Source organism: Microbacterium sp. BK668 (assembly GCF_004362195.1).
Lineage (GTDB): Bacteria > Actinomycetota > Actinomycetes > Actinomycetales > Microbacteriaceae > Microbacterium.
Map to the genome: position 1 here is coordinate 2823400 of NZ_SNWG01000001.1, position 24235 is coordinate 2847634.

At 71.4% G+C, this 24235-nt stretch carries 23 protein-coding genes and 1 tRNA gene; 9 read left to right on the forward strand and 15 right to left on the reverse strand.

What is annotated here, in order from left to right; all coding sequences use genetic code 11:
• Positions 1–24: 24 nt before the first annotated feature.
• Genes EV279_RS12675 through EV279_RS12685 form a run of 3 tightly spaced genes read right to left on the reverse strand, consistent with a single transcriptional unit; the run spans position 25 to position 2669 of the window.
• A complete protein-coding gene (locus tag EV279_RS12675; RefSeq protein ID WP_133544003.1) occupies positions 25–972 on the reverse strand; it encodes a hypothetical protein in 948 nt (315 codons plus the stop codon).
• A gap of 9 nt (positions 973–981) precedes the next feature.
• The gene (locus EV279_RS12680) at positions 982–1986 is read right to left on the reverse strand and encodes a tRNA (adenine-N1)-methyltransferase (protein ID WP_133544005.1); all 1005 of its coding nucleotides are present in this window, start codon (positions 1984–1986) and stop codon (positions 982–984) included.
• Positions 1983–2669 carry an HAD family hydrolase gene (locus EV279_RS12685; RefSeq protein ID WP_243728556.1) on the reverse strand — a complete coding sequence of 229 codons (687 nt, stop codon included), beginning with the start codon at positions 2667–2669 and terminating at the stop codon, positions 1983–1985. Before EV279_RS12685 ends, EV279_RS12680 begins: the two co-directional genes overlap by 4 nt.
• Before the next feature lie 151 nt (positions 2670–2820).
• On the opposite strand from EV279_RS12685, the gene EV279_RS12690 reads away from it, so the two are divergent.
• The gene (locus EV279_RS12690) at positions 2821–3684 is read left to right on the forward strand and encodes a PAC2 family protein (protein WP_133544008.1); all 864 of its coding nucleotides are present in this window, start codon (positions 2821–2823) and stop codon (positions 3682–3684) included.
• 62 nt (positions 3685–3746) lie between these two features.
• On the opposite strand, the gene EV279_RS12695 is transcribed toward EV279_RS12690, so the two are convergent.
• Together EV279_RS12695 and EV279_RS12700 are read right to left on the reverse strand one after the other, a co-directional pair.
• The gene (locus EV279_RS12695) at positions 3747–4574 is read right to left on the reverse strand and encodes an undecaprenyl-diphosphate phosphatase (protein ID WP_133544010.1); all 828 of its coding nucleotides are present in this window, start codon (positions 4572–4574) and stop codon (positions 3747–3749) included.
• Positions 4575–4583: 9 nt separating this feature from the next.
• Entirely contained in the window at positions 4584–5885 is a 1302-nt protein-coding gene (locus EV279_RS12700) for a M20/M25/M40 family metallo-hydrolase (protein ID WP_133544012.1), read from the reverse strand.
• A gap of 150 nt (positions 5886–6035) precedes the next feature.
• On the opposite strand from EV279_RS12700, the gene EV279_RS12705 reads away from it, so the two are divergent.
• Positions 6036–6120, forward strand: a tRNA-Leu gene (locus tag EV279_RS12705).
• An 89-nt stretch (positions 6121–6209) separates the two neighbouring features.
• Here the strand turns inward: EV279_RS12705 and EV279_RS12710 are convergent.
• Entirely contained in the window at positions 6210–7301 is a 1092-nt protein-coding gene (locus tag EV279_RS12710; RefSeq protein ID WP_133544014.1) for a VIT1/CCC1 family protein, read from the reverse strand.
• Positions 7302–7427: 126 nt separating this feature from the next.
• Positions 7428–9332: a DEAD/DEAH box helicase gene (locus EV279_RS12715; RefSeq protein ID WP_243728557.1), complete on the reverse strand. Its 1905-nt coding sequence runs from the start codon at positions 9330–9332 to the stop codon at positions 7428–7430.
• Positions 9333–9467: 135 nt separating this feature from the next.
• Here EV279_RS12715 and EV279_RS12720 point away from each other — a divergent pair, with 135 nt between their 5' ends.
• On the forward strand, positions 9468–10328 hold the full coding sequence (locus tag EV279_RS12720; RefSeq protein ID WP_133544016.1) for an SGNH/GDSL hydrolase family protein: 861 nt from the start codon (positions 9468–9470) through the stop codon (positions 10326–10328).
• A 12-nt stretch (positions 10329–10340) separates the two neighbouring features.
• Here EV279_RS12720 and EV279_RS12725 read toward each other — a convergent pair whose 3' ends face one another.
• Positions 10341–10742, reverse strand: a complete 402-nt coding sequence (locus EV279_RS12725) for a Rid family hydrolase (protein WP_133544018.1) — start codon at positions 10740–10742, stop codon at positions 10341–10343.
• A 164-nt stretch (positions 10743–10906) separates the two neighbouring features.
• On the opposite strand from EV279_RS12725, the gene EV279_RS12730 reads away from it, so the two are divergent.
• Positions 10907–12328: an HNH endonuclease signature motif containing protein gene (locus tag EV279_RS12730; protein WP_133544020.1), complete on the forward strand. Its 1422-nt coding sequence runs from the start codon at positions 10907–10909 to the stop codon at positions 12326–12328.
• 196 nt (positions 12329–12524) lie between these two features.
• On the opposite strand, the gene EV279_RS12735 is transcribed toward EV279_RS12730, so the two are convergent.
• Positions 12525–13331: an RNA methyltransferase gene (locus EV279_RS12735; protein ID WP_133544022.1), complete on the reverse strand. Its 807-nt coding sequence runs from the start codon at positions 13329–13331 to the stop codon at positions 12525–12527.
• Between the two features lie 77 nt (positions 13332–13408).
• Here EV279_RS12735 and EV279_RS12740 point away from each other — a divergent pair, with 77 nt between their 5' ends.
• From EV279_RS12740 to EV279_RS12750, 3 genes are all read left to right on the forward strand, one after another.
• Positions 13409–14260 carry a Sir2 family NAD-dependent protein deacetylase gene (locus EV279_RS12740; protein WP_133544024.1) on the forward strand — a complete coding sequence of 284 codons (852 nt, stop codon included), beginning with the start codon at positions 13409–13411 and terminating at the stop codon, positions 14258–14260.
• 105 nt (positions 14261–14365) lie between these two features.
• Entirely contained in the window at positions 14366–14971 is a 606-nt protein-coding gene (locus EV279_RS12745) for a histidine phosphatase family protein (RefSeq protein ID WP_133544026.1), read from the forward strand.
• A gap of 10 nt (positions 14972–14981) precedes the next feature.
• Positions 14982–15350, forward strand: a complete 369-nt coding sequence (locus EV279_RS12750; protein ID WP_133544028.1) for a DUF1801 domain-containing protein — start codon at positions 14982–14984, stop codon at positions 15348–15350.
• Positions 15351–15353: 3 nt separating this feature from the next.
• Here the strand turns inward: EV279_RS12750 and EV279_RS12755 are convergent, their stop codons facing one another.
• The 3 genes from EV279_RS12755 to EV279_RS12765 are packed head-to-tail and all read right to left on the reverse strand — an operon-like array spanning position 15354 to position 17876.
• The gene (locus EV279_RS12755) at positions 15354–16163 is read right to left on the reverse strand and encodes a CoA ester lyase (protein WP_133544030.1); all 810 of its coding nucleotides are present in this window, start codon (positions 16161–16163) and stop codon (positions 15354–15356) included.
• Positions 16160–16711, reverse strand: a complete 552-nt coding sequence (locus EV279_RS12760) for a MaoC family dehydratase (RefSeq protein WP_133544032.1) — start codon at positions 16709–16711, stop codon at positions 16160–16162. The genes EV279_RS12755 and EV279_RS12760 overlap by 4 nt, the downstream gene beginning before the upstream one ends.
• Positions 16712–16721: 10 nt before the next feature.
• On the reverse strand, positions 16722–17876 hold the full coding sequence (locus EV279_RS12765) for an acyl-CoA dehydrogenase family protein (RefSeq protein WP_133544034.1): 1155 nt from the start codon (positions 17874–17876) through the stop codon (positions 16722–16724).
• Between the two features lie 116 nt (positions 17877–17992).
• Between EV279_RS12765 and EV279_RS12770 the strand changes: the two genes are divergently transcribed.
• Positions 17993–18589, forward strand: a complete 597-nt coding sequence (locus tag EV279_RS12770; protein WP_133544036.1) for a TetR/AcrR family transcriptional regulator — start codon at positions 17993–17995, stop codon at positions 18587–18589.
• Positions 18590–18612: 23 nt separating this feature from the next.
• Entirely contained in the window at positions 18613–20466 is a 1854-nt protein-coding gene (locus EV279_RS12775) for an alkaline phosphatase family protein (protein WP_133544038.1), read from the forward strand.
• A gap of 66 nt (positions 20467–20532) precedes the next feature.
• Here the strand turns inward: EV279_RS12775 and EV279_RS12780 are convergent, their stop codons facing one another.
• The 3 genes from EV279_RS12780 to pdhA are packed head-to-tail and all read right to left on the reverse strand — an operon-like array spanning position 20533 to position 24150.
• Entirely contained in the window at positions 20533–21942 is a 1410-nt protein-coding gene (locus EV279_RS12780; protein WP_133544040.1) for a dihydrolipoamide acetyltransferase family protein, read from the reverse strand.
• Between the two features lie 49 nt (positions 21943–21991).
• Positions 21992–23005 (reverse strand): alpha-ketoacid dehydrogenase subunit beta, encoded by a 1014-nt coding sequence (locus EV279_RS12785; protein WP_133544042.1) that lies wholly within the window; start codon positions 23003–23005, stop codon positions 21992–21994.
• Positions 23002–24150 (reverse strand): pyruvate dehydrogenase (acetyl-transferring) E1 component subunit alpha, encoded by a 1149-nt coding sequence (pdhA, locus tag EV279_RS12790; RefSeq protein ID WP_133544044.1) that lies wholly within the window; start codon positions 24148–24150, stop codon positions 23002–23004. The genes EV279_RS12785 and pdhA overlap by 4 nt, the downstream gene beginning before the upstream one ends.
• Positions 24151–24235 lie beyond the last annotated feature (85 nt).

Sequence of the window (24235 nt, forward strand, 5' to 3'; positions counted from 1 at the left end):
AGGGTCGCCCGCAGCGCCGCTCGCCTACTGCGCGGGTGCGGCGTCGACCCCGAGGATGTCGATGACGAAGACGCCCGGGGAGGCGGCCGAGCCGTCGTCCGAGCCGTCACCCGCCGGAAGCACGACGAGGATCTGCGAGCCGACCGTGACCTCGCCCAGCGCCTCGGCGGCACCCGGCACGATCTGGTCGAGCGTCGTCGATGCCGGCTGGGTGTCCCACGTCGAGTCGAGCACGGTCCGGTCGTCCCACGAGACGCTCGTCGCGTGCACGCGGATCGGCTCGTCCGCCGACACCGCCGGACCGTCGCCCTTGATGAGCGTCTGCGCGACCAGGTCCTCGGGCGCGGTCGCGTCGGGCACGATGATGCCCGGGCGCCCGTCGGGGGCGCGCACGACCGTCGGCAGGCCGAGCGCGTCGTTGTAGACGAGCGAGCCCTGGGCGTGGGGAAGGAAGACCTTCTGCACGTCGACGACGGCCACGGCCGAGTCGTTCTCGCCGAGGCCCAGGCTCGCGGCCGTCTCGGCCTCGATTCCGCCGGGCGCAAGGGCGACGACGGCACGCGTGCCCTCGGTCGCGCACTCCAGCGCCGTCTCGAAGGCCGGGACTGCCTGGATCCACCGGTCGTACGTGTTCACGCGGGAGAGGTCGCCGTCGTACGGCGTCGACACCAGGACTTCGCCGGTCTCGCCGCTGACGATCTGCAGGTCGAGCACGACCGCCTGGTTCTTCGACGAGAGGGCGGTGCCGTCACCCTCCTGGATGTCGCCGAACGAGGTCTCGCTGACGTGGAAGGGCGTACGCACCGCGACGTCGGGCTCCGCGCCTGCGTCACCCGACACCGTGACGAGGTCGGCCGCCGACGTGCTCGACTCGGGCCGGGGGCACGCGTCGTACCCCGCGGGCACGCCGCAGGCGGTCAAGCCGATCGTGGCGAGTCCGAGGATCGCGAGGGCAGCGGGGATCTTGCGCACCGCAACAGTCTAGGCGGAAGCCTCGGGCCCGCCCGACGCGGCTTCGCGGGCGCCGTCGGCGGCGCGGCGGGCCTCGCGCACCCGCTTCCGGAGGTTCTTGTCGGTGATGTCGCGGTCCCCCACCGCGCCGGGCGTCCACAGCTCGACGTCGGCGTCGCCGTAGCTCGACTTCGACGCTCGGCGCTTGACCTCGGGCGCCACCGCGCCCGGCGCGAGGCGCCGCGCCCACAGCAGGAAGCCGGTGTGCGCGACCATCCGGTGGTCGGGGCGGACGGCCAGACCCTCGACGTGCCAGCCCCGCACCATCGTCTCGTTCGCGTCGGGCTCGGTGAACAGCCCCGTGCCGCGGATGTACTCCGCGACGCGGCTGAGCTGGGTCGCCGTCGCGACGTAGCAGACGACCACTCCGCCGGGCGCGAGCGCGTCCGCGACGGCGTCGATGCACTCCCACGGCGCCAGCATGTCGAGCACGACGCGGTCGACGGATGCCGGGGCCACCGCGTTCGGGAGCTCTTCGACGAGATCGCCCACGACGATCTCCCAGTTCGCCGGCTCGTCCCCCGTGAAGGTCTCGACGTTCGCGCGGGCGACATCGGCGAACTCCGACCGCCGCTCGAACGAGACGAGCCGTCCCCCGGCGCCGATCGCCCGGAGGAGCCAGAGCGACAGCGCGCCCGAGCCGACGCCCGCCTCGACGACGACCGCGCCCGGGAAGACGTCGGCTTCGGCGAGGATCTGCGCGGCGTCCTTGGGGTAGACGATGGCGGCGCCGCGCGGCATCGACATGACGAAGTCGCGCAGGAGCGGCCGCAGCGCGAGGTACTCGTGACCCGAGCTGTTGGTCACCACCGATCCGTCCGGCTGCCCGATCAGAGAGGTGTGCGCGAGGACGCCGTGATGCGTGTGCAGCTCGCCCTCGGCGCGGAGCGTGATGGTGTGCAGGCGTCCCTTCGGACCGGTCAGCTGCACGCGGTCTCCGACGCGGAAGGGGCCGCGGGGTGGTGTCGAGGTCATCGGGAGGCTCCGAGTCGTGACGTGTGATCGCGGTGGAAGGCCGCGATGTCGTCCGCCGTGCGGCCCTCGAGGGTCGGCCAGACGGCGTGCGCGCCGGCGCCGGCCACCGACACCATGAGCGGCACCCCGATCGTGGCCGCGCCGGCCGCGACGGCGGAGCGGATCCCGTTCGGCGAGTCCTCGATCGCGACCGCGTCGGCGGGGCTCACCCCGAGCGCCTCGCACGCCTGCAGATACGGGTCGGGGAAGGGCTTCGGGCGGGTCGCGTCATCCCCTGCGACGATGACGTCGAACGCCGGGAAGTCGATGAGATCGACGACCGACCTCGCCATCCGGCCGAGCGACATCGTCACGAGGCCCGTCGCGATGCCCGATTGACGCAGGCTGGTGAGCAGCTCGCGTGCGCCGGGGCGGAACGGGACCCCCTTCGTCGCCAGCTGGCTCATGACGTCGTCCGTCAGATGGTCGACGATGTCGCCGATCCCCATGCGCACGCCGGCGTCCTGGAAGATGCGGGCGGAGTCCTCGAGACCGAGCCCCACCAGTCGAAGCGCCTGCTCGTGGGACCACGTGCCGCCGAACTTCTCGACGAGCGGCGTCTCGGCCGCCATCCAGTAGGGCTCCGTATCGACCAGGGTGCCGTCCATGTCCCAGAGGACGGCGGCGGGTGGGCTCGGGTTCACCGGTCCATGCTATCCAGGCCGCTTCGGGGGGCCCGGGCGGTGCCGTCCACCTGCCCCTCGGGATCGCGGCCACACCGGTCTGGTCGCGGCCCGGGAAAGGGATGAGGAGCCTATTCTGGAGGGAACCCCTTCAGGGGCACGAGGAGGGTGTGTGGACGGACTGGGACGTCGAGTGCTCGTGGCCGCCTTCGACGGCTGGAACGATGCGGGCGAGGCCGCCTCGAGCGCCGTCTCGCAGCTGCGCGAGAGCGGCGAGTACGAGGTCGTGTTCGCCGTCGATCCCGAACTGTACTTCGACTACCAGTACACCCGCCCGCAGATCGCGACCGACGCCGACGGACGGAGGAACCTCCGCTGGCCGGAGGCGACTATCCTCCGGCCCGCCCGCACGACCCGCAGCGCGCAGCTGTGGCTCCTGACCGGCGTCGAGCCGGCGCGCGCGTGGCAGGCATTCGCGAGCGAGTTCATCGACGTCGCCCTGCGAGAGGACATCACGGGTTTCGTCTCGATCGGATCGATGATGTCGGACGTTCCGCACACCCGCCCGATCTCGGTCTTCGGCGGAAGCGAGAACGAGCAGATCCGCACGTCGCTCGGGCTCGAGCGCTCGACGTACGAAGGCCCCGTGGGGATACTCAGCGTGCTGTCCCACGCGGCGGACGTCGCCGGCATCCCGACCGCGAGCCTGTGGGCCAGCGTGCCGCACTACGTCGCCGGCCACACCCCGTCGCCCAAGGCGACGCTCGCGCTCCTCGATCGGCTGGAGGACATCACGGGCGCACCGATCCCCCGCGGTGACCTCGCCAATGAGGCGGCCGCGTGGGAGGCGTCGATCGACGCCGCGGCGGCCGACGACGAGGAGATGACGGAGTACATCCGCCAGCTCGAGCGCACGCGGGACACGTGGGACTCCCCCGAGGCCTCGGGAGACGCCATCGCGCAGGAGTTCGAGCGCTACCTGCGCCGCGGCGGCGACGGGCCGACGAAGCCAGGTCGCGACGAGCCGCGGCGGTAGCGGCATCCGTCCGCGATCTGCCTCCGCGAGGGGCGATGCAGGCGCCGTCCGTTCCGCCCGGATCAGTAGGGCTGAAGGACGCCGGTCAGCAGCAGCACGATGAGCAGGCCGCCGAGGAACAGGCGGTAGATCACGAACGGCAGGAAGCTGTGCTTCGAGATCCAGCTCATGAGGAACGCGATGATGCCGAGGGCCACGACGAACGCGACGCCGGTCGCGACGGCCGTCTCGCCCAGGGTGAAGACGCTCGGCTCGTCCCAGCTCTTGAACAGCTGGTACAGCCCGCTGCCGAAGACGGCGGGGATCGCGAGGAGGAAGGCGTAGCGGGCCGCCGCGGCGCGCTCGTAGCCGAGGAAGAGGCCCATCGTGATGGTGCCTCCCGAGCGCGAGACCCCGGGTATCAGCGCCAGCGCCTGCGCGAGTCCGTAGAGGATGCCGTGCCCCACGGTCAGGTCCTCCATATTGCGCCGCTTCGCCCCGACCCAATCGGCGACCCCGAGCAGGATGCCGAACACGATGAGCATCGCCGCGACGAGCCAGAGCGACCGGAAGGTTGTCTCGATCTGGTCCTGGAAGAGGAGCCCCAGCACGACGATCGGGATGCTCCCGATGATGATGAGCCAGCCGACCTTCGCGTCGGGGTCGTTCCTCGGGATCCTGCCGAAGAGCGCCTTGAACCAGTGCGAGACGATCCGCACGATGTCACGCCAGAAGAACAGGACGACAGCCGCCTCGGTCCCGAGCTGGGTGATGGCGGTGAAGGCGGCGCCCGGGTCCTCCGCGCTCGGCAGGAACTCGCCGAGGATGCGCAGATGGGCGCTCGATGAGACGGGGAGGAACTCGGTGAGGCCCTGAACGAGCCCGAGGATGATCGCCTCGAGGAGGTGCATGCGCGCCTTTCAGTAGCTGCGGATGAGATCGGTGAGCACGCGCCGGCCGAACACTAGGGCGTCCAGCGGCACGCGCTCGTCGACGCCGTGGAACATGCCCGTGAAGTCGATGCCCGCGGGCAGGCGCAGCGGCGCGAAGCCGTATCCCTCGATCCCGAGGAGCGACAGCGCCTTGTTGTCGGTTCCGCCGCCCATCAGATACGGGATGACGGGGACGCCGGGGTCGTGACGGCCGAGAGCGGCGACCATCGCGTCCACCAGGTCTCCCTGGAACGGCACCTCGAGGCCGATGTCCCGGTGCACGACCTCGATCTCGATGTCGTCGCCGACGATACGTCGGATGTCGGCGAGCACGGCGTCCTCGGTGCCGGGGAGGGCACGCACGTCGATGAGCGCCTCGGCCCGGTCGGGGATGACGTTGTGCTTGTACCCGGCGGTGACCCCGGTGGGGTTGGTCGTGGTCCGCAGCGTCGAGCGGAGGAATCCGGATGCCGCGCCCGTCGACGCCGCGAGAGCGTCGGGGTCGCTCGCGTCGGCGCCGAGAAGGGCCGCGAGCCCCTCGGCGAAGGCCGTCGTCGTCTCCGTGAGGCGGACGGGCCACTCGGTGCGCCCGAGCGCGGCGACGGCCTCGGCGAGGCGGGTGACGGCGTTGTGAGGATGCAGGCTGCTGCCGTGGGCCGCGCGGCCGCGCGCGACGAGCTTGATCCAGACGAGCGCCTTCTCGCCGGTCTGAAGCAGATAGGCGCGACGCCCGGCGGCCTCGATCGAGTACCCGCCGACCTCGCTGATCGCCTCGGTGGCGCCTGTGAACCACTCCGGCCTGTCGCTGACGACGAGGGCCGAACCCTCGATTCCGCCGTTCTCCTCGTCCGCGAAGAACGCCAGGACGAGGTCGCGCTCCGGCTGCTCGCCGGCGCGGAGGAGGTCCGCCACGGACGTGAGGATCATGGCATCCATGTCCTTCATGTCCACCGCGCCGCGACCCCAGAGGAAGCCGTCACGGATCTCGCCCGCGAAGGGGTCGACGCTCCAGTCCTCGGCCACCGCGGGGACGACATCGAGGTGTCCGTGGAGGACGAGTGCCGGCTTGCCGGGGTTGCGGCCGGGGACACGCGCCATGACGTTCGTGCGGCGGTCGACGGGCTCGTAGAACTCGGGGGCGAGCCCCAGCGATTCGAGGTACGCGCCGACGTACTCGGCCGCCTCGCGCTCGCCGGCGGCGCGTCCCCCGCCGTGGTTCGTGGTGTCGAACCGGATGAGATCGCGCGCGATCCGCACGACCTCGGGGAGGTCGGTCTCGGGCGTGGGCATGCGGACTAACCTACCCGGCGCGCGTTGCGACTCCGTTTCGAGGCAATGGCGGGCGGATGCCTCCTCCCCACCCTCCCGGCCCCGGGATTCTTCGCGCGGCGGCGAACGTGGTAGTGTCGTTCCTCGGTTGCGAAACCGAAACACCCAGATGCGCGGGTGGCGGAATAGGTAGACGCGCTAGCTTGAGGTGCTAGTGCCCGTATAGGGCGTGGGGGTTCAAGTCCCCCCTCGCGCACACAGACGAGAACGGCCCCCCGGTCACGGGGGGCCGTTCTCGTTCCGCTTGCCGGACCGCGTCGGGCGCGGCGGCGGCCCACCCGGAAGTCAGCCCATCGAGACGCCGAACAGCAGTCCCAGCACGTAGGTGACCGCCGCGGCACCGAATCCGATGGCGAGCTGGCGCACAGCCCGGCGCAGCGGCGGCCCGCCGGACAGCAGCCCCACCATCGCACCCGTGGACAGCAGGGCGATGCCCACGAGGACGAGCGCGGTCACGATCGCGGGAAGGCCGGAGAGCCCGAAGATCCACGGGAGCACGGGGATGATCGCGCCGGAGGCGAAGAAGAGGAAGCTCGAAAGGGCCGCGCCCCACGCGCTTCCGACGACCTCGTGGGAGTCCACGATCTCGACCGGCCCCGTGTAGGTGCTCTGCGCACCCTTCGATCCCGCGGCGGCCACGACGCGGCGCGCTCGCGCGAGAGCGTCGGCCTCCGGCATCCCTCTCGTGCGATAGACGAGGGCGAGCTCGTTCGCGTCGATGTCGAGGAAGGGGAGTGCCGAATCCGCATATCCGTTCGGCTCCGTCGCCTGGAGCAGCTCGCGCTGCGAGCGCACCGAGACGAACTCCCCCGCGCCCATCGAGAGCGCCCCCGCCAGCAGTCCGGCGATGCCGCTGAAGAGCACGAACTGCGGGGCCACGCCGGTCGCACCGATGCCCATGACGAGAGCGAGGTTCGACACGAGTCCGTCGTTCGCGCCGAAGACGGCCGCGCGGAAGGTGCCCGACAGGCGGCGCCGGCCACGGGCGGCCAGGCCGCGGACCACCTCGTGGTGGATCTTCTCGTCGGCGGCCATGCGCGCGGTCGCGAACGGCTCGTCGTCGTACGGCGATCGTCCCTCGGCGTTCTGGGCCAGGGCGAGCACGAAGATCGAGCCGAAGCGCCGCGCCATCCATCCGAGCGAGCGCGTGCCGAGATCGGGGCTCGGGAGGCGCTGCGGCTCTCCGCCGAGCAGCTCGAGCCAGTGCGCCTCGTGACGCCCCTCCGCGTCGGCGAGAGCGGTGAGGATCTCTCGCTCCTCCCCCTCGCGCCGGGCGGCGAGCTCGCGGTATACGCGCGCCTCGGCGCGCTCGTTGACGAGGTACTGGGCCCAGCGACGTCTGTCGCGGGCCGTGGGTGCGGCGGCGGGCGCGCTCAAAGAAGCCTCCGAAGGCTGCGGCGGGTGCGGGATGCCTCCACGCTATCCAGCCGCCGGGGCGCTCTCGCCGCATACCCCGCGATTGACAGCATTTCGGGGATCCGAAGCGCGCAGGATCGGTGGCTGCTACGAGCGGACGCGGGCGCGGAGCACGTCGATGCGCGCCTGGAGCTGCGCCACCGTCGCCTGCGCGACCGCCGGGCCGCCGCATATGCGGCGGAGCTCGGCGTGCACCGCGCCATGCGGATCGCCGGACTGGCGTGCATAGAGCCCGACGAGGCTGTTGAGGAGCTGCCGCTGCTCCTTCAGCGTCCGGTGCAGCGCCGGGGGCGGCGCGCCCCCTGTCTCGCCACCAGGCGACGCGGCCTCCCGCGCCTTGCGATGGCGGCTCTGGCGGGCCTGGCGCTGCATCAGCAGGTCGTGGACGTGCTCCGGCTCCAGCAGACCCGGGAGCCCCAGGAACTCCTCCTCCTCCGGCGTGCCGGGGACGGCGAGCTGGCCGAACTCCTTGCCGTCGAACAGCACGCGATCGAAGTGCGCCTGAGAGCCGAGGGCCTGATAGGCGAACTCGGCGGTGAGGGCGTCGGATGCCTTCTCCTCGCGCTCCGCGGCATCCATCAGGTCCTCTTCGGCGTTCCACTCGTCGTCGCCGGCGCTGTCGCGGTCGAGTGCGTGATCGCGCTGACGCTCGAGCTCGCCCGCGAGCGCGAGGAGCTGGGGGACGTTCGGGAGGAACACGCTCGCGGTCTCACCGCGGCGGCGCGCGCGCACGAAGCGGCCGATCGCCTGGGCGAAGAAGAGCGGGGTGGACGCCGAGGTGGCGTAGACGCCGACGGCCAGGCGCGGGACGTCGACGCCCTCCGACACCATGCGCACCGCGACCATCCAGCGCGAGTGCCCCTTGGAGAACTCCTCGATGCGGCTCGAGGCCTCGGCTTCGTCGGAGAGCACGACCGTGGGCGGCTCCCCCGTGATCTCGCGGAGGATCGCGGCATAGGCGCGCGCCGCCGTCTGATCCGTCGCGATGACCAGTCCGCCCGCGTCCGGAACGTGCTCGCGCACCTCCGTCAGCCGCCGATCGGCCGAGCGGAGGACGGCGGGGATCCAGTCCCCCTCGGGATCGAGGGCCGTTCGCCACGCCTGCGCCGTGACGTCCTTCGTGTTGTCCTGCCCGAGCTGCGCCTCCATCTCGTCGCCGGTCTTCGTTCGCCAGCGCATCTGTCCCGCATAGACCAGGAAGATGACGGGCCGGACGACCCCGTCCTCGAGGGCGCGGCGGTAGCCGTAGCTGTAGTCGGTCCGGGAGAGGCGGATGCCCTTCTCATCCGGGTGGTACTCCACGAAGGGGATGGGCGCCGTGTCGCTGCGGAACGGCGTTCCCGACAGGAGCAGGCGCCGGGTCGCCCGACTGTATGCCTCACGCAGCGCCTCGCCCCAGCTGAGGGCGTCCCCGCCGTGATGCACCTCGTCGAGGACCACGAGCGTCCGCTTGTCGAGCGTGAGCTGCTGATGGACGGATGCCTTGACCGCCACCTGGGCGTACGTCACGGCGACCCCGTGATAGTGCCGGGCAGGCGCGACATGACGGTTGCTGAACGCGGGATCGAGTCGTATGCCGACGCGGGCCGCGGCATCCGCCCACTGCGTCTTCAGATGCTCCGTCGGGGCCACGACGACCACCCGATCGACCACGCGGCGGCGCAGCAGTTCGCTCGCCAGGCGCAGGGCGAACGTCGTCTTGCCGGCGCCCGGGGTCGCGGCGGCGAGGAAGTCGCGCGGGCCTCCCCCGGCGCCGTCGGGTCCGTCGAGGCTGAAGTACAGGTCGAGGGCCTCGGCCTGCCAGGCGCGGAGGCGCTGGGCCGTGCCCCACGGCGCGCGCTGGGGATAGGACGGCGAGAGGTGCTCCGCTGCGAAGCTGCCGAGGTGCGGACGCCCGTGCTCGCCGGTGTCGCTCGCTTCGGCGAGTTCGGGGGCGTGTCCGACATACCGACCGGAATCCGTTGCAGCGCCGAGGAGGGCGTTGTCGTCCACTCGACCTCCCCTGGCGTGCGCGCGCCCGACAGCACGAACGACCACCCTAAACGAGGGAGGCGACAGGCTCGCCTGCACAGCGGGAGACGGTCGAGCGATAGCCTGGTGAGCGGTCATAAACCGAGGAAAAGACGGATGCCGAACAGCGAAGATCCCCGCAGTCCCTACGTCGCGAACAGCCAGCCCCACCCGTGGCGCCGCTACGTCGCGATCGGAGACTCCTTCACCGAGGGCGTCGGCGACCCCGAGCCGACGGCGCCGAACGGATTCCGCGGCTGGGCCGACCGCGTGGCCGAAGTGCTGTCGCAGCAGGTCGACGACTTCGCCTACGCGAACCTGGCCGTGCGCGGCAAACTCATCGGCCAGATCATCGCGGACCAGATCGAGCCGGCACTCGCACTCGCCCCGGATCTCATCACCTTCTCCGCGGGCGGGAACGACGTCATCCGCCCGGGCACCGATCCCGACGAGGTGTCACAGCAGTTCGAGGACGCCGTCGTCCGGCTCAGCCGGGACGGCGCGACGCTCGTGGTGTTCACGGGCATCGACACGAACTTCACGCCGGTGTTCCGCGGCATCCGCGGCAAGGTGGCGATCTACAACGAGAACATCCGCGCCATCGCGGAGAAGTACGACTGCATCGTCGCCGACCAGTGGGCTCTCAAGGAGGTGCAGGACATGCGCTTCTTCGACGACGACCGCCTGCACTACAACAGGCTCGGGCACCACGAGATAGCCCGCATGGTGCTGCGGGCCCTCAACGTGCCGAACGACCTTCAGCCCATGCAGCCCGACCCCTACCCGACCCGCACATGGCGCGAGGCGCGCTCGGTCGACCTGCTGTGGGCGCGGGAGTACCTCATGCCCTGGGTGCTCCGGCGCCTGCGACACCAGTCGTCGGGCGACGACGTGAAGCCGAAGCGGCCCGACCCGCTTCCCGTCGTGACGATGCTGCCGGGGAAGGATCCGGACGGCAAACGCGGCGAGCAGGTCTAGTCCTCCGCGCCGTCAGTCGACGACGGCGGCGATCGCCTCGATCTCGACGAGCTGATCGGCGTAGCCGAGGACCGTCACACCGAGCAGCGTGCTGGGGACGTCGTGTGCGCCGAATGCGTCCCGGACGACATCCCAGGCCGTCGTGAGATCGGTTCTGTCCGAGGATGCGACGAGGACCCGCGTGCTGATGACGTCGTCGATCGTCGCTCCCGCCGCATCGAGGGCGCCGACCATCGTCTCGATGCACTTCGCTGCCTGCGCCGCGTAGTCGCCGACGATCGAGCCGTCGTCTTCGAGAGGGCAGGCGCCGGCCAGGAAGACGAGGCGCGCCTCCTTGGCGGCCGTTGACGCGTAGGCGTACTGCGCGACATCGCTGAGCGCGCTGGACCTGATGAGCTGAACCGCGGTGACCATGGAGTGAGCTTGCCATCCGGGGGTCTGCGTCAGGGAGTTCGGAGTTCGTCCTCTCCTCCCCCGGTCGCGGAAGATCCGGATTCTGCACAGCCCCCGAATTCCGCAGTCTGATCGGGCGCTTCCGGGCACCGCCGATGTCGGAACCCCTCGGCAGAATGGCAGGTATGAACAGCCTCGCCGACGCCGTCAGAGCGGTCGGCGGCGAGCTGGCCTCGATCGCGGAAGAGGCCCTCGGAGAAGACCGGATGCGGCTGCTCGCGGATGCCGAGGTGCTCGAGGTGATGGCGCTCGCGGCGCGAGTCCATCGTGCCGCCGAGGCGCTGCTGCTCGAGTCGACGGCGCACGTCGCCGATCGCTCGGAGGGTGCGGGCCCGGACCGCCTGACGACGCGCGCGGGCTGCCGCTCCGTCTCCGAACTGGTCCAGCGCGCCACTCGCCTGTCCAGCCGCTCGGCGACCGACCTCGTCACGGCCGCCCGGGCGATGCAGAGGCAGATCGCACCCTCGAGCGGCGAGCTTCTGCCTGCGCTGCTTCCCGCCATGCGCGACGCGCTCGGTGCGGCCTCCGTCGGAGTCGACGGCATCGTCGCGGTCGCATCACCCCTTCGCGGATGCCCAGCAGGTCGGGAGGCGATCCTCGCCGCGGACGAAGAGCTCGCGGCAGCGGCTCGGGGCGAACGACCGGATGCCGCTCCCCCGGCGTCGGCGGACGACCTCCGCGCGCTCGCCACGGTGTGGGCCGTGTACCTCGATCCCGACGGCGTCGAGCCGCGGGAGGCGCGGGCGATGCGGAAGCGCGGACTCGCCCTCGGCGCGTGCCGGGAGGGGCTCGTGCCGCTGCGCGGCGCACTTCTCCCCGAGGTGGCGGCGCAGCTGCAGCGGATCTTCGACAGTCTGCTCAATCCCAAGATCGACCGCCCCGCCGAAGCGGCTGGGCCCACCTTCCGCGCCGACGACGATCAGGACGAGCCTCACAGCTCCGCGGCCGACACCCGCACCCGCGCTCAGAGGCAGCACGATGCGCTGGCCACGACTCTCGCGATCGCCGCGGCGTCCGGGAAGATGCCCCACCTCGGGGGTGCCGCGCCGACGCTCGTCATCTCGGTGCGAGCGGAGGATCTCGAGCAGAACCGCGGCGTCGCGCACGTCAGCGGCTGCGATGAGCCGGTCTCTCTCGGGGTCGCGCGTCACATCGCGTGCGCGGGCGCGGTGCAGCGAGCGAAGATCGACGCGAGCGGTCGCATCGTCCGCCTGGGCACGCCGGATCGCGTCTTCAATCACCACCAGCGGCGCGCCATCAGCCTCCGCGACGGAGGATGCATCATCCCGGGCTGCCACGTCCCGGCCGCGTGGTGCGAGGTCCACCACGTCCGGGACCATGCGCTCGGAGGCCCGACCCACACCGACAACGGCGTGCTCCTCTGCTGGTTCCATCACCGCACGCTCGACACGAGTGGCTGGCAGATCCGGATGACTGCCGGCGTCCCCGAAGTGCGCGGGCCGTACTGGTGGGACGCACACATGAGGTGGCGGCCGGCGACGAAATCTCCGACGCGCATGCGCGACAGGGTGGTACGGCGAATGTGAGAGGCGGCGAACGCCGAAGGGCAGCAGGGTGAGCCGGCCGGCTCAGCCGAGGGGGCGATGCGGTGAGCTGCGGCCGGCGCCAGAGGCCGGCGCTGAGCGCTAGCAGCCGGTGCCACAGGCCGGCGCTCAGCGCACCCGCAGCCGGTGCCACAGGCCGGCGCTGAGCGCTCCCGCAGCCGGTGCCACAAGCCGGCGCTCAGCGCACCCGCAGCTCCCACATCGCCACCGCCGCCGCCGCCGCGACGTTGAGCGAGTCCACGCCGCCCGCCATGGGAATCGTGACCACCCTGTCCGCAGCCGCGAGCGCCCGCCGGGACAGGCCGTCGCCCTCCGCGCCGAGCAGGAGGGCCACCCGATACGGGGCAGATGCGGCGAACTCGTCGAGGGCGACAGCATCCTCCGACAGAGCCAGCGCTGCCAGCTCGAAGCCGAGATCGTGAAGGATGCCGCGCGCCTCTCCCCACTCGGGCAGCCGCGTCCACGGCACCTGGAACACGGTCCCCATCGAGACGCGCACGGAGCGCCGGTAGAGCGGGTCGGCGCAGCGCGGCGAGACGAGCACGGCGCCCGCGCCCAGCGCGGCCGCCCCGCGGAAGATGGCGCCGACGTTCGTGTGGTCCACGATGTCCTCGAGCACGACGATCCGCCGGGCGTCGGCGACCGCTTCGGCGATCGATGGCAGCGCCGGCCGGTGCATCGCCGCGAGCGCCCCGCGATGCACGACGTAGCCGGTGATGCCTTCGGCGACCTCGGACGACACGAGGTACACCGGGACGTCCGCATCATCGCCCAGCACTCCGCGGACGTCATCGAGCCACTTCTCCTGCGCGAGGACGGATCGCGGCCGGTGCCCCGCGCGCACGGCCCGGGCGATGACCTTCGCCGACTCGGCGATGTAGAGGCCGCCCTCGGGCTCGAGCACGCGGCGCAGCGCGACATCCGTCAGATCCCGATAGTCGGCGATGCGCTCGTCGTCCGCGGAATCGATGGAGATCACCTGCACGCGTCCACCTTCCCACGCCACCGTGTAACACGCCCGAAAAGCGCCGCGCGTACCCTCGGACGCGAGAGGGTGGGTTCATGACGCTCGCGACGGAGTTCGACGCGCCGACGGCGCAGTCGCTCGAGCGCGCGATCGAGCAGCTCGCCGGGCGCCGCATCGCGGTGCTGACGGGAGCCGGAGTGTCCACCGATTCCGGCATCCCCGACTACCGCGGCAAGGGCGCGCCCGTGCGCACCCCGATGACGGCGCAGGCGTTCCTCTCCAGCGAGGAGGCGCGCCGCCGCTACTGGGTCGGCAGCCACCTCGGATGGAAGGCGTTCGCGGCCGCCGAGCCGAATGCGGGCCACCGGGCTCTCGCGCAGCTGGAGACCGACGGCATCGCGACCGGCGTCGTGACGCAGAACGTCGATGGTCTCCACGTCCGCGCCGGCAGCCGGCGCGTCGTCGAGCTGCACGGCACGATGCGCCGGGTCTTCTGCACCCACTGCGGGCAGGTGTTCGATCGCCGTGACCTCGCCGCCCGCGTCGAAGCCGACAACGCGTGGATCGCGATCCCCGAGAACATCGCCCTCGGCCCCGACGGCGATGTGCTTCCCGAGAGCACCGCGGGCTTCCGCATCCCGGAATGCACCGTGTGCGGAGGGATGCTGAAGCCCGACGTCGTCTTCTTCGGCGAGTTCATCCCGGCGGAGAAGTTCCGGGAGGCCGAGCAGCTCGTCCGCACGAGCGACGCCCTCGTCGTGGCCGGCTCGTCGCTGGTCGTGAACTCCGGCATCCGCCTCGTGGAGCGCGCACGTCGCCGCCGGATCCCGGTGATCATCGTGAACCGCGGCGACACGCGCGCCGACGCGCGTGCCAGCGTCAAGATCGACGCGGGCACGAGCGACGTCCTCAGCGCCCTCGCCCACGCGCTTCCCCGCGCGCGCTGAGCCCGCCGCCGGCACCCTCGACCGGCCGCACGCCGCCGGCAGCCTCGACCGCCCGCTCGCTGCGACGCCGGGACCGTCGCCACGCGCCGCGGCTAGGCTCGAGGGGTGACGACCCTCATCCTCGTGCGCCACGGCGAGACCGACTGGAACCGCGATCGCCGCATCCAGGGGGCGACGGATGTGCCGCTCAACGACACCGGCCGCCGCCAGGCTCGGGATGCCGCCGCCACCCTCCGCGGCATGCTCGACCCACGGGCGCGCGCCGTCGTCGTCGCGAGCGACCTGTCGCGCGCACGGGAGACGGGCGAGATCATCGCCGGGGAGCTGGGCCTCCCGGCGCCGCGCCTCTATCCCGAGCTCCGCGAGCGCGCCTACGGCGTCGCCGAGGGCCTGAGCGTCGACGAGTACTTCGCGCGCTGGGGCGACTGGCACGGCACCGACGTGCCCGAGGCCGAGACGCGGGAGGACCTGCGGACGCGGGCCCTCGCCGGCCTGACCAAGGTCGCCCGCGACGTCCGCCGGGAGACGGCGCCGGGAGCGGCATCCGTCATCGTCGTCACGCACGGCGCGCTCATCCGCGAGGTGATCCGGCACGCCAGCGGCGACGCGCTGCCTCTCGAGGGCGAACGTCTCGCCAATGCCTCCGCGCACACCGTGCTGTTCGAGCGCGAGCGGCTCCGGCTGCTGTCGTACACGCCGCACGCCGCGTAGTCTCAGGCCTATGGCAGCCCCCGCGACGGTCGACGACTACATCGCCGGGTTCCCGCCCGAGGTCGCCGAGCGCCTGACTCGGATCCGCGGAATCATCGTCGCGGCTGTCCGGGACGCCACAGGCGCGGAACCCGAGGAGAAGATGCGTTACGGCATCGCCGCCGTGATGCTCGGGGGCCGGTACGCCCTGCACTACGCCGGCTGGAAGAAGCACATCGGGCTCTACCCCGTGCCGACGCTTGCCGGCCCGCTCGAGGACGAAATCGCGCCGTACCGGGCCGAGAAGGACTCGGTCACCTTTCCGCACGCGAAGCCTCTCCCGTACGAGCTCGTGGATCGGATGGCAACCGGGATCGTCGCGCAGCGGGCGTCGGCCTGACCCTCAGACGCGCGCACGCCGCAGGAGGCCGCGGGCGTGGCGGAGGACCGGCTCGTCCACCATGCGACCCTCGTAGCGGAAGACGCCCCGCTCTGCCTTCGCCGCGGTGAGCACTCCCTGCGCCCAGGCGATCTCCTCGGGCGAGGGCGAGTATGCCGCCCGGATGATCTCCACCTGGCTGGGGTGGATGCACGCGGTGGCCGCGAAACCGGATGCCGCGGCATCCGTCGCCTCGATCCGCAGCCGCTTCGTATCGGCGATGTCGAGGTGCACGGCGTCGATCGCCGCCTTGTGGCGCGCCCCGGCCGCCAGGAGCGTCCGGGCTCGGGCGTACCGCGCGATGTCGCGGTAGCGGCCGTTGGGCTTGCGGCTCGACGTGCCGCCGATGCTCGCCACCAGGTCTTCCGCGCCCCACATGAGGGCGATGACGCTGTCGAGCTCCGCGATCCGCTCGGCCTGCGAGAGGCCCTTCGCCGTCTCGAGCAGCGCGACCACGCGGAAGCGGGCGTCGATCTTCGCGATGCGCTTGGGCGACTCCGCCTTGGCGAGCATGATCGTCCGGTAGTCGGTCTGCGACAGCGTCGCGAGGTCCGCGAGGAACTCGTCCGACACCTCGGGGTTCACCCGCACGATGACGCGGGAGGGGTCGAGCTCGGACTCGATGAGGTGACCGCGGGCGGCGGTCTTGTCCGCCGGCGCGACCGCATCCTCGAGGTCGAGGATGACGGCGTCGGCCCGTTGGAGCGCCTTGGCGTAGCGCTCCGGCCGGTCGGCAGGGCAGAACAGGATCGCCGGTCCCAGCTCGAACGTCATTCCGCTGCCTCCCCGCCTGCGGCTCGCTCCGCGTGGTCGACGCCGTCGCGGCACCACAGGAGCGCGACGCGGGTCGCCGTCGCGACGACGACGCCCTCCTGGTTGCGGCCCGTGTGCCGCATCGTCACAATGCCCTGGCCCGGCCGCGAGCCCGATCGGCGCTTCTCGACGATCTCGGTCTCGGTGTACAGCGTGTCGCCGTGGAAGAGCGGGGCCGGGAAGGCGATGTCGGTCAGGCCGAGCTGCGCGACCAGCGTCCCCTGGGTGATCTGCGAGACGGATGCCCCCACCATGGTCGCGAGCGTCCACATCGAGTTCATGAGGCGCCTGCCGAAGGGCTGCGTCGCCGAGAACGCGGCGTCCAGGTGCAGCGCCTGGGTGTTCATCGTCAGGGACGAGAACAGGACGTTGTCCGCCTCGGTCGCCGTGCGCCCGGGCCGGTGCACGTACCGGACGCCGACCTCCAGCTCCTCGTAGTACAGCCCGCGCTGCAGCACCTCGGGGGCGCGGTGCTCACGCGTCTCGTCGAAGCCCGTCCCGTCGCCCACGCTCGCCACGCTACCCGTCGAGGCCGAGCGCGCGCGAGATGACGAGGAGCTGCACCTCGCTGGTGCCCTCCCCGATCTCGAGGATCTTCGAGTCCCGGTAGTGGCGCGCGACGGAGTACTCGTTCATGAACCCGTTCCCGCCGAACACCTGCGTCGCGTCGCGGGCGTTGTCCATCGCGGCGTCGCTGGCCGTGAGCTTGGCGATCGCGGCTTCGGTCTTGAAGGGCCGGCCGGCGTCGCGCAGGCGCGCGGCGTGGTGCCACGCCAGGCGGGCGTTGTGCACTCGCGCCTGCATGCGGGCGATCGTGAACTGGATGCTCTGCCGTGTCGAGAGGGGCTCGCCGAACACCGTGCGCTTCTTGGCGTAGTCGACCGCCGCTTCGAGGCATCCTTCCGCCGCGCCCGTCGACAGCGCGGCGATGGCGATACGGCCCTCGTCGAGGATGTGCAGGAAGTTCGCGAAGCCGCGCCCCCGCGCGCCGAGGAGGTTCGCCTCGGGCACCCGCGCATCGACGAACGTCAGCGGGTGCGTGTCGGAGGCGTGCCAGCCGACCTTGTCGTAGGCGGGCTCCACCGTGAAGCCGGGCGTGCCGTTGGGCACGATGATCGTCGAGATCTCCTTGCGCCCGTCGCTCTCCCCGGTGACGGCGGTGACGGTGACGAAGCGCGTGATGTCGGTGCCCGAGTTGGTGATGAACTGCTTGGAGCCGTTGACGACCCACTCCCCGCCGTCCAGGCGCGCGGTCGTCCGCGTGGCCCCGGCATCCGATCCCGCCTCCGGCTCCGTGAGGCCGAAGCCGGCGAGCGCGCGCCCCGCGAGCAGATCGGGCAGGAGCTCCTGCTTCTGCGCGTCCGTGCCGAAACGGAACACCGGCATCGCGCCGAGGCTCACGCCCGCTTCGAGCGTGATCGCGATGGACTGGTCCACCCGGCCGAGGCCCTCGATCGCCAGGCAGAGCGCGAAGTAGTCGCCGCCCTGCCCGCCGAGCTCTTCGGGGAACGGCAGTCCGAACAGCCCCAGCTCCCCCATCTGCGCCACGACGTCCAGCGGCAGGGTCTTCGTGCGGTCAGCCTCGTACGAGCGGGGCGCCACCACCTCGTCGGCGAACTCGCGGACGAGCTTGGCGAGCTCCCGCTCGTCCTCGGACAGGTCGTACTGATCCATGGGTTCTCCGTGTCATCTGCGTCGACGTCACGATCGCATCACATCCGTTGTCGTGACGCGCGCGGATTGGTTAGTGTTCACTAACTCGATCATCAGGTTAGCGAGGATTAACTGAAATGACAAGCGGTCTGACCGAGCGCGACCGCGCGAAGGCCGATCGTCAGGCCGCCATCATCCACGAGGCCGCGCGCCTGTTCGCGGAGCGCGGGTTCAGCGGGGTGAGCCTGGAGGATCTGGGCGCCGCCGTCGGCGTGAGCGGTCCCGCCGTGTACCGGCATTTCGCCAACAAGCAGGCTCTGCTCGGGGCCATCCTCGTCGGCGTGAGCGAGCGGCTGCTCGCGGGCGGCCGGGAGGTCCTGGCCCGCACCGACGATCCGCGCGCGCAGCTGGAGGCGCTCGTCGCTTTCCACGTGGACTTCGCCCTGAGCGACGCCGATGTCATCCGGGTGCAGGACCGCGACCTCGCGAGCCTCCGCGACGACGACCGCAGCCGGGTACGCCGGCTGCAGCGCGAATACGTCGAGCTCTGGATGGCGGTGCTCGAGCGGCTGCACCCCGACCGGGCCGAGAGCGACCTGCGCGTGCGCGCCCACGCGTGCTTCGGCCTCATCAACTCGACGCCGCACAGCATGCGCGGCGCCCGCCAGACCGCCTCCGACCGCGCGGTGCGGCCCGTCCTGGAATCCATGGCGATCGCCGCCCTCACCATCTGACGTCGCACTACGCTGGTGCCACCATGCCGAGGGACAGCGAGGACCACGGGGCACTTCCGGCCGGTGGCGCGGCGGCGCGTGGAGAGGATGCCGCGGCATCCGCGCGCCCGAACACCGCTGCCGACGGCTCACCACGCGAGAGCGACCTCGCGAGCACGCGGCGCGACTTCCTCAAGTACGGCGGTCTCGCCGCGGCGGGCCTTCTCGTCGGCGGAGGCGTCGGAGCCGCCGCGGGAGCCTCGGTCGCGCACACCATCGGCTATCGCGAGGGCGCCGAGGACTACGGAGCGCTCGCACCCCGTCGTGAGCCGGGGTTCGATCACGTCGTCGTGCTGATGGGCGAGAACCGCTCGTTCGACAACCTGCTCGGCTGGCTCTACACCCCCGAGACCCTGCCGGCCGGTGAGACGTTCGACGGCCTCGCGTTCGGCGACTACTCCAACGTCGCCCCGGACGGCACGCGGATCGCCGCGCACGTGTACGCCGGGCCGACCGACATCGTCATGGGAGCGCCCAATCCCGACCCGGGCGAGGAGTTCCCGCACGTCAACACGCAGCTCTTCGGCACCGTGCTCCCGGCCGCCAATGCGACCAGTCAGATCGGCGACATGCAGCCGCCCTTCAATGCGCCCGCCGCGGGCGCCGACGCGAACATGAGCGGATTCCTCCGCGACTACGTCAACAATGTGACGCGGCTGCGCAAGGGGACTGCGCCGACGGACGACGAGGCGACCCAGATCATGGGCGGCTTCTCCCCCGAGCAGCTGCCTGTGCTGTCGACCCTCGCCCGCGAGTTCGCCGTCTTCGACGCGTGGTTCGCCGCAGTGCCGTCGCAGACGTACTGCAACCGCTCGTTCTTCCATGCGTCGACCTCGCACGGCTTCGTCACGAACAAGCACGGCGGCGGCTACGACAAGTGGCTGGACGCCGAGCCGGCACCCACGATCCTCAACCGTCTGGAGGAGGCCGGGGTGTCGTGGAAGGTCTACTTTGACGAGCTGCAGCTCGTCTCGCTGACCGGCATCCTGCACGCCCCCGTGCTGGAGAAGTACTGGCGCACGAAGCACTTCGGGCACATGTCGGAGTTCTTCGAGGACGCCAGGAAGGGCGACCTGCCCGCCTACGCCTTCATCGAGCCGCGCCTGGTGTACAACCACAACGACTTCCATCCGCCGTTCGGAGCGCTGCGCGAGAGCGACGTCGACGGCGAGGAGATCGTGGACTCGGCGGTCTCTGACGTGCGCGCGGGCGAGAAGCTCGTGGCCAGCGTGTACGAGGCAGTCAAGACGAGCGCGAGCCCCACGGGGTCGAACGCCCTCAACACGCTGCTGCTCATCACCTTCGACGAGCACGGCGGCACGTACGATCACGTGCCGCCGCCCGCGGCCACTCCCCCGCACGTCGACGCACCGGTCGGCGAGATGGGCTTCGCCTTCGATCGCCTGGGCGTGCGCGTGCCGACGATCGCCGTGTCGGCGTATACGCGCCCGCACACGATCATCCACGACGAGCTTCATCACGGCGCCGTCATCGCGACGCTCGCGCGCCTGCACGGCCTGCGACCGCTCACGCGCCGTGATGCCGGCGCCAACGACCTCTTCCCGGTCGTCAACCTCGACACGCCGCGCAGTCCCGACACGTGGCCCGTCGTACAGCCCATGTACGTTCCGACGAACCCGGCGGAGGACCAGCTGGCCGACCTCGCCGAGGGGCCCCACAGGCACAAGCCCCTCAGCCCGCCCGGGCGAGGGCTGCTCGGCCTCCTCCTCGCGCGCTACGGAAGCTCCGACGACAGCGGAGAGCCCGAGACGTACGCCGAAGCGTATCGCGTGCTGCGCCGGCACGGTCTCGGGCTGTTCTACCCGAAGATCGAGTGAGCCCGGACAGGTCCGGCGACGGATGCCCCGGCCTCCCGGCCGAGGCATCCGTCACTCCCTCTCCCGTCAGCGCAGCAGCATCGCCCGACCGGGCTCACGGAGGATCGAGCCCACATCGGCGAGGAAGCGCGACCCCTGCTCGCCGTCGACGAGGCGGTGATCGAACGAGAGCGCGAGCGTCATGACGTCGCGGAGCGCGATCTCACCGCGGTGCTCCCACGGCTGCCGGCGCACAGCGCCGAGCGCGAGGATGCCCGCCTCCCCAGGGTTGAGGATCGGGGTTCCCGCGTCGACGCCGAAGACGCCGACGTTCGTGATCGAGAAGGTGCCGCCCATCATCTGAGCGGGCGCCGTCTTGCCCGACCGTGCGGTCGAGGCGAGCTCGCCGATCGCGTCGGCGAGCTCGACGAGGGTCATGGCGTCCGCGTCGCGGATGTTCGGCACGACGAGGCCACGCGTCGTCGCCGCCGCGATCCCCAGGTTCACGTAGCCGCACTCGACGATCTCGCCGTGCTCCTCGTCCCACGCGGAGTTGAGCTCGGGCGTCCGCGCCAGGGCGAGACACACGGCCTTCGCCGCGACGGCGAGGATGCCGATGCGGTGGCCCTCGAGCGATCGGTCGGACTTCAGCGACGCGAGGAGCTCCGTCGTCGCGGTGACGTCGACGGTAAGGAAGGTCGTGACGTGCGGTGCCGTGAAGGCGCTGCGGACCATCGCCTCGGCGGTGTGCTTGCGGACACCGCGGATGGGTGTGCGACGCTCGCGCAGGCTCGGCTCGCCGGCCAGCGGTGCCGGCGAGGTCGGGACGGCCTCGACCGGCTCGGCAGCGGGAGCCACCCTGCTCGCGGCGCCCACCCGCTCGGCGTAGGCCTCGACATCCCCGCGGGCGATGATCCCGCCCGCCCCGGTCGGCTCGACGAGCCCGAGGTCGATGCCGAGGTCCTTCGCGAGCTTGCGCACCGGCGGCGTCGACCTCGGACGCTCGAGCGGCACCGCGATCGTCTCGGTCGCATGCAGCACGTCGTGCGGCGCGGCCTCGAGTACGGCGGTGTCGGCGCGAGGAGCGGAGACGGATGCCGCGGCCGTCCGGGCGCGCCGCTGCGGCCGCCCCGATGCCTGCGGTGCGGCTCCGTACCCCACGAGATTGGGCTGCGCCTTCTCCTCGGCCGGCGCTTCCGCACGCGCCTCGGCGGCGGGCGCGACGCTGTTGACGGCGGAGGACGTGCCGCCATCCTCGCCGGCGATGTCGAAGGCGATGAGCACGGAGCCGACGGCGATGATGTCGCCCGCCTCGGCGTGGAGCTTCGACACCACCCCGGCGTGCGGAGACGGCAGCTCGACGACGGCCTTGGCCGTCTCGACCTCCGCAATGGTCTGGTTGAGGGCGACGGTGTCGCCCTCTGCGACCATCCACTGCACGAGCTCGGCTTCGGGCAGACCCTCCCCGAGGTCGGGGAGGCGGAACTCCTCGATCACGCGACCACTCCTTCCCGCGGCCGCCTTGCGGGCGAAGCGATTCCGCGCATCAGGATTCCACCAGCCCGCTCAGGCTGTTCGGCCGGTCCAGGACCCGGTCGACGCCGTCGAGGATCCGGTCGAGGTCGGGCAGATGGTGCTTCTCGAGCTTCGCCGGCGGATAGGGGATGTCGTGTCCCGTCACCCGCACGGGAGCGGCCTCCAGGTAGTTGAAGCACTTCTCCGTGATGCTCGCGATCAGCTCGGCGCCGACGCCCGCCTCGCGGGCGGCCTCGTGCGTCACGACGACCCGGCCCGTCTTGCGGACCGACGCCGTGACGGTGCGGTAGTCCACCGGCGAGATCGAGCGCAGGTCGATGACCTCGATCGAGATGCCCTCGTCCTCGGCGGCGGTCGCAGCATCCATCGCGGTCGCGACCTGCGCGCCGTACGTGAGGAGTGTGACGTCCGAGCCCTCCCGGGCGATGCGGGCCAGGCCCATGGGCGGCGCGTCCGCGAGATCGGCGCCGAGGTCGACCTCGCCCTTGGAGTGGTACAGGCGCTTCGGCTCGAAGAAGACGACGGGATCGTCGGACGCGATGGCCTGCCGCAGCATGATGTACGCATCCTGTGGGTTGGAGACGGCGACGACCCGCAGCCCCGACGTGTGCACGAAGTAGGCCTCGGGCGATTCGGAGTGGTGCTCGGCCGCGCCGACCCCGCCTGCCCACGGGATCCGGACGGTGATCGGCATCTTCACGTTGCCGCGGGTGCGGTAGTGGAGCTTGGCCACCTGGCAGACGATCTGGTCGAAGGCGGGGTACACGAAGCCGTCGAACTGGATCTCGACGACCGGCCGGTAGCCGCGGAAGGCGAGTCCGACCGCGGTGCCCATGATGCCGGCCTCGGCCAGCGGCGTGTCGACGATCCGCTGCGCGCCGAACTCGTCGAGCAGTCCGTCGGTGATGCGGAAGACGCCGCCGAGCCTGCCGATGTCCTCCCCCATGACCAGGACCTTGTCGTCGTCGGCCATCGCCCGGCGCAGGCCCTCGTTGATGGCCTTCGCCATCGTGAGCTGCGTCATCGCCGGGCCCCCGCTCCGGCGCCGGCCTCGGTCGGGGCGAAGCCGGACAGGTAGGCGGCGAAGTGCTCGCGCTGCTCGGCGAGACCCGAGTGGGGCTCTTCGAACACGTGGTCGAAGATGCCGATCGGCTCGCGGGAGACGGCGCCGAGCGCGGCGGCGCGCACGGCCGCGCCCAGCGCATCGGCGTCCGCGGCGACCTGCTGCTGGAAGTCGTCGCCGAAGGCGTTCTGCGAGCGCAGCAGCGCCTCGACGCGGGCGATGGGGTCGCGGCGCCTCCAGCGCTCGACCTCTTCCTTCCGGCGGTAGCGCGTCGGGTCGTCGGACGTCGTGTGCGGGCCCATCCGATACGTCACGGCCTCGATGAAGGCCGGTCCCTTGCCGCTGCGTGCGTGATCAAGAGCCCACCGCATCGCCGCGAGGCTCGCGAGGACGTCGTTGCCGTCGATCCGCATGCTCGGGATGCCGAAGCCCGGGGCCCGGCCCGCGATGGGGAACTTCGCCTGGACCGTGACGGGTTCGGAGATGGCCCACTGATTGTTCGTGCACACGAACACGACCGGAGCCCGGAAGGAGGACGCGAAGACCATGGCCTCGTTCACGTCGCCCTGGCTCGAAGCGCCGTCGCCGAAGTACGCCGCGGCCACCTGGTCGGTGCCGTCGCGCTGGATGCCCATCGCGTAGCCGACCGCGTGAAGGCTCTGCGCCCCGATGATGATCTGGGGCGTCGCCGTGTTGATGTCGTACGGGTTGTAGGTCGAGTGCTCCTCGCCACGCCACGCGATGACGAAGTCGGCCGGCTTCGCGCCGCGCACGTGCTGCACCCCGATCTCCCGGTAGCTCGGGAAGGCGAAGTCGTCCGGGCGGAACGCGCGCGCCGTGCCGACCTGCACGCCCTCCTGGCCCTGGCAGGGCGCCCACAGACCGAGCTGGCCCTGGCGCTGGAGCGCGATTCCTTCGGTGTCGATCCGACGCACGAGCGTCATGTCGCGATAGAGCCCCTGGAGCGCAGTCGCGTCCACGTCCGCGACCCACCGCTCGAGCTCCGGATCGGCGACTCTCTCGCCGTCTTCGTTCACCAGACGTGCGACATCGTCGATATCGGTCGCGGAATCCGTCTGGGGTGTGAGGGTGTGCATCGTCGTCATCCCTTCGCGAGTCGACCCCCCTCGTGAGGCGGTCGTCATCGGAGCGCCGGCATCGTCACCGGCTCAGGCTGAGCGTACGTCGATC

Coding starts and splice junctions, on each gene's coding strand:
- EV279_RS12740 (WP_133544024.1), top strand. CDS start 13,409: ATGACGCTCGCGACGGAGTTCGACGCGCCGACGGCGCAGTCGCTCGAG.
- EV279_RS12680 (WP_133544005.1), bottom strand. CDS start 1,986: ATGACCTCGACACCACCCCGCGGCCCCTTCCGCGTCGGAGACCGCGTG.
- EV279_RS12750 (WP_133544028.1), top strand. CDS start 14,982: ATGGCAGCCCCCGCGACGGTCGACGACTACATCGCCGGGTTCCCGCCC.
- EV279_RS12725 (WP_133544018.1), bottom strand. CDS start 10,742: ATGGTCACCGCGGTTCAGCTCATCAGGTCCAGCGCGCTCAGCGATGTC.
- EV279_RS12700 (WP_133544012.1), bottom strand. CDS start 5,885: ATGCCCACGCCCGAGACCGACCTCCCCGAGGTCGTGCGGATCGCGCGC.
- pdhA (WP_133544044.1), bottom strand. CDS start 24,150: ATGACGACGATGCACACCCTCACACCCCAGACGGATTCCGCGACCGAT.
- EV279_RS12775 (WP_133544038.1), top strand. CDS start 18,613: ATGCCGAGGGACAGCGAGGACCACGGGGCACTTCCGGCCGGTGGCGCG.
- EV279_RS12720 (WP_133544016.1), top strand. CDS start 9,468: ATGCCGAACAGCGAAGATCCCCGCAGTCCCTACGTCGCGAACAGCCAG.
- EV279_RS12755 (WP_133544030.1), bottom strand. CDS start 16,163: ATGACGTTCGAGCTGGGACCGGCGATCCTGTTCTGCCCTGCCGACCGG.
- EV279_RS12730 (WP_133544020.1), top strand. CDS start 10,907: ATGAACAGCCTCGCCGACGCCGTCAGAGCGGTCGGCGGCGAGCTGGCC.
- EV279_RS12785 (WP_133544042.1), bottom strand. CDS start 23,005: ATGACGCAGCTCACGATGGCGAAGGCCATCAACGAGGGCCTGCGCCGG.
- EV279_RS12765 (WP_133544034.1), bottom strand. CDS start 17,876: ATGGATCAGTACGACCTGTCCGAGGACGAGCGGGAGCTCGCCAAGCTC.
- EV279_RS12770 (WP_133544036.1), top strand. CDS start 17,993: ATGACAAGCGGTCTGACCGAGCGCGACCGCGCGAAGGCCGATCGTCAG.
- EV279_RS12695 (WP_133544010.1), bottom strand. CDS start 4,574: ATGCACCTCCTCGAGGCGATCATCCTCGGGCTCGTTCAGGGCCTCACC.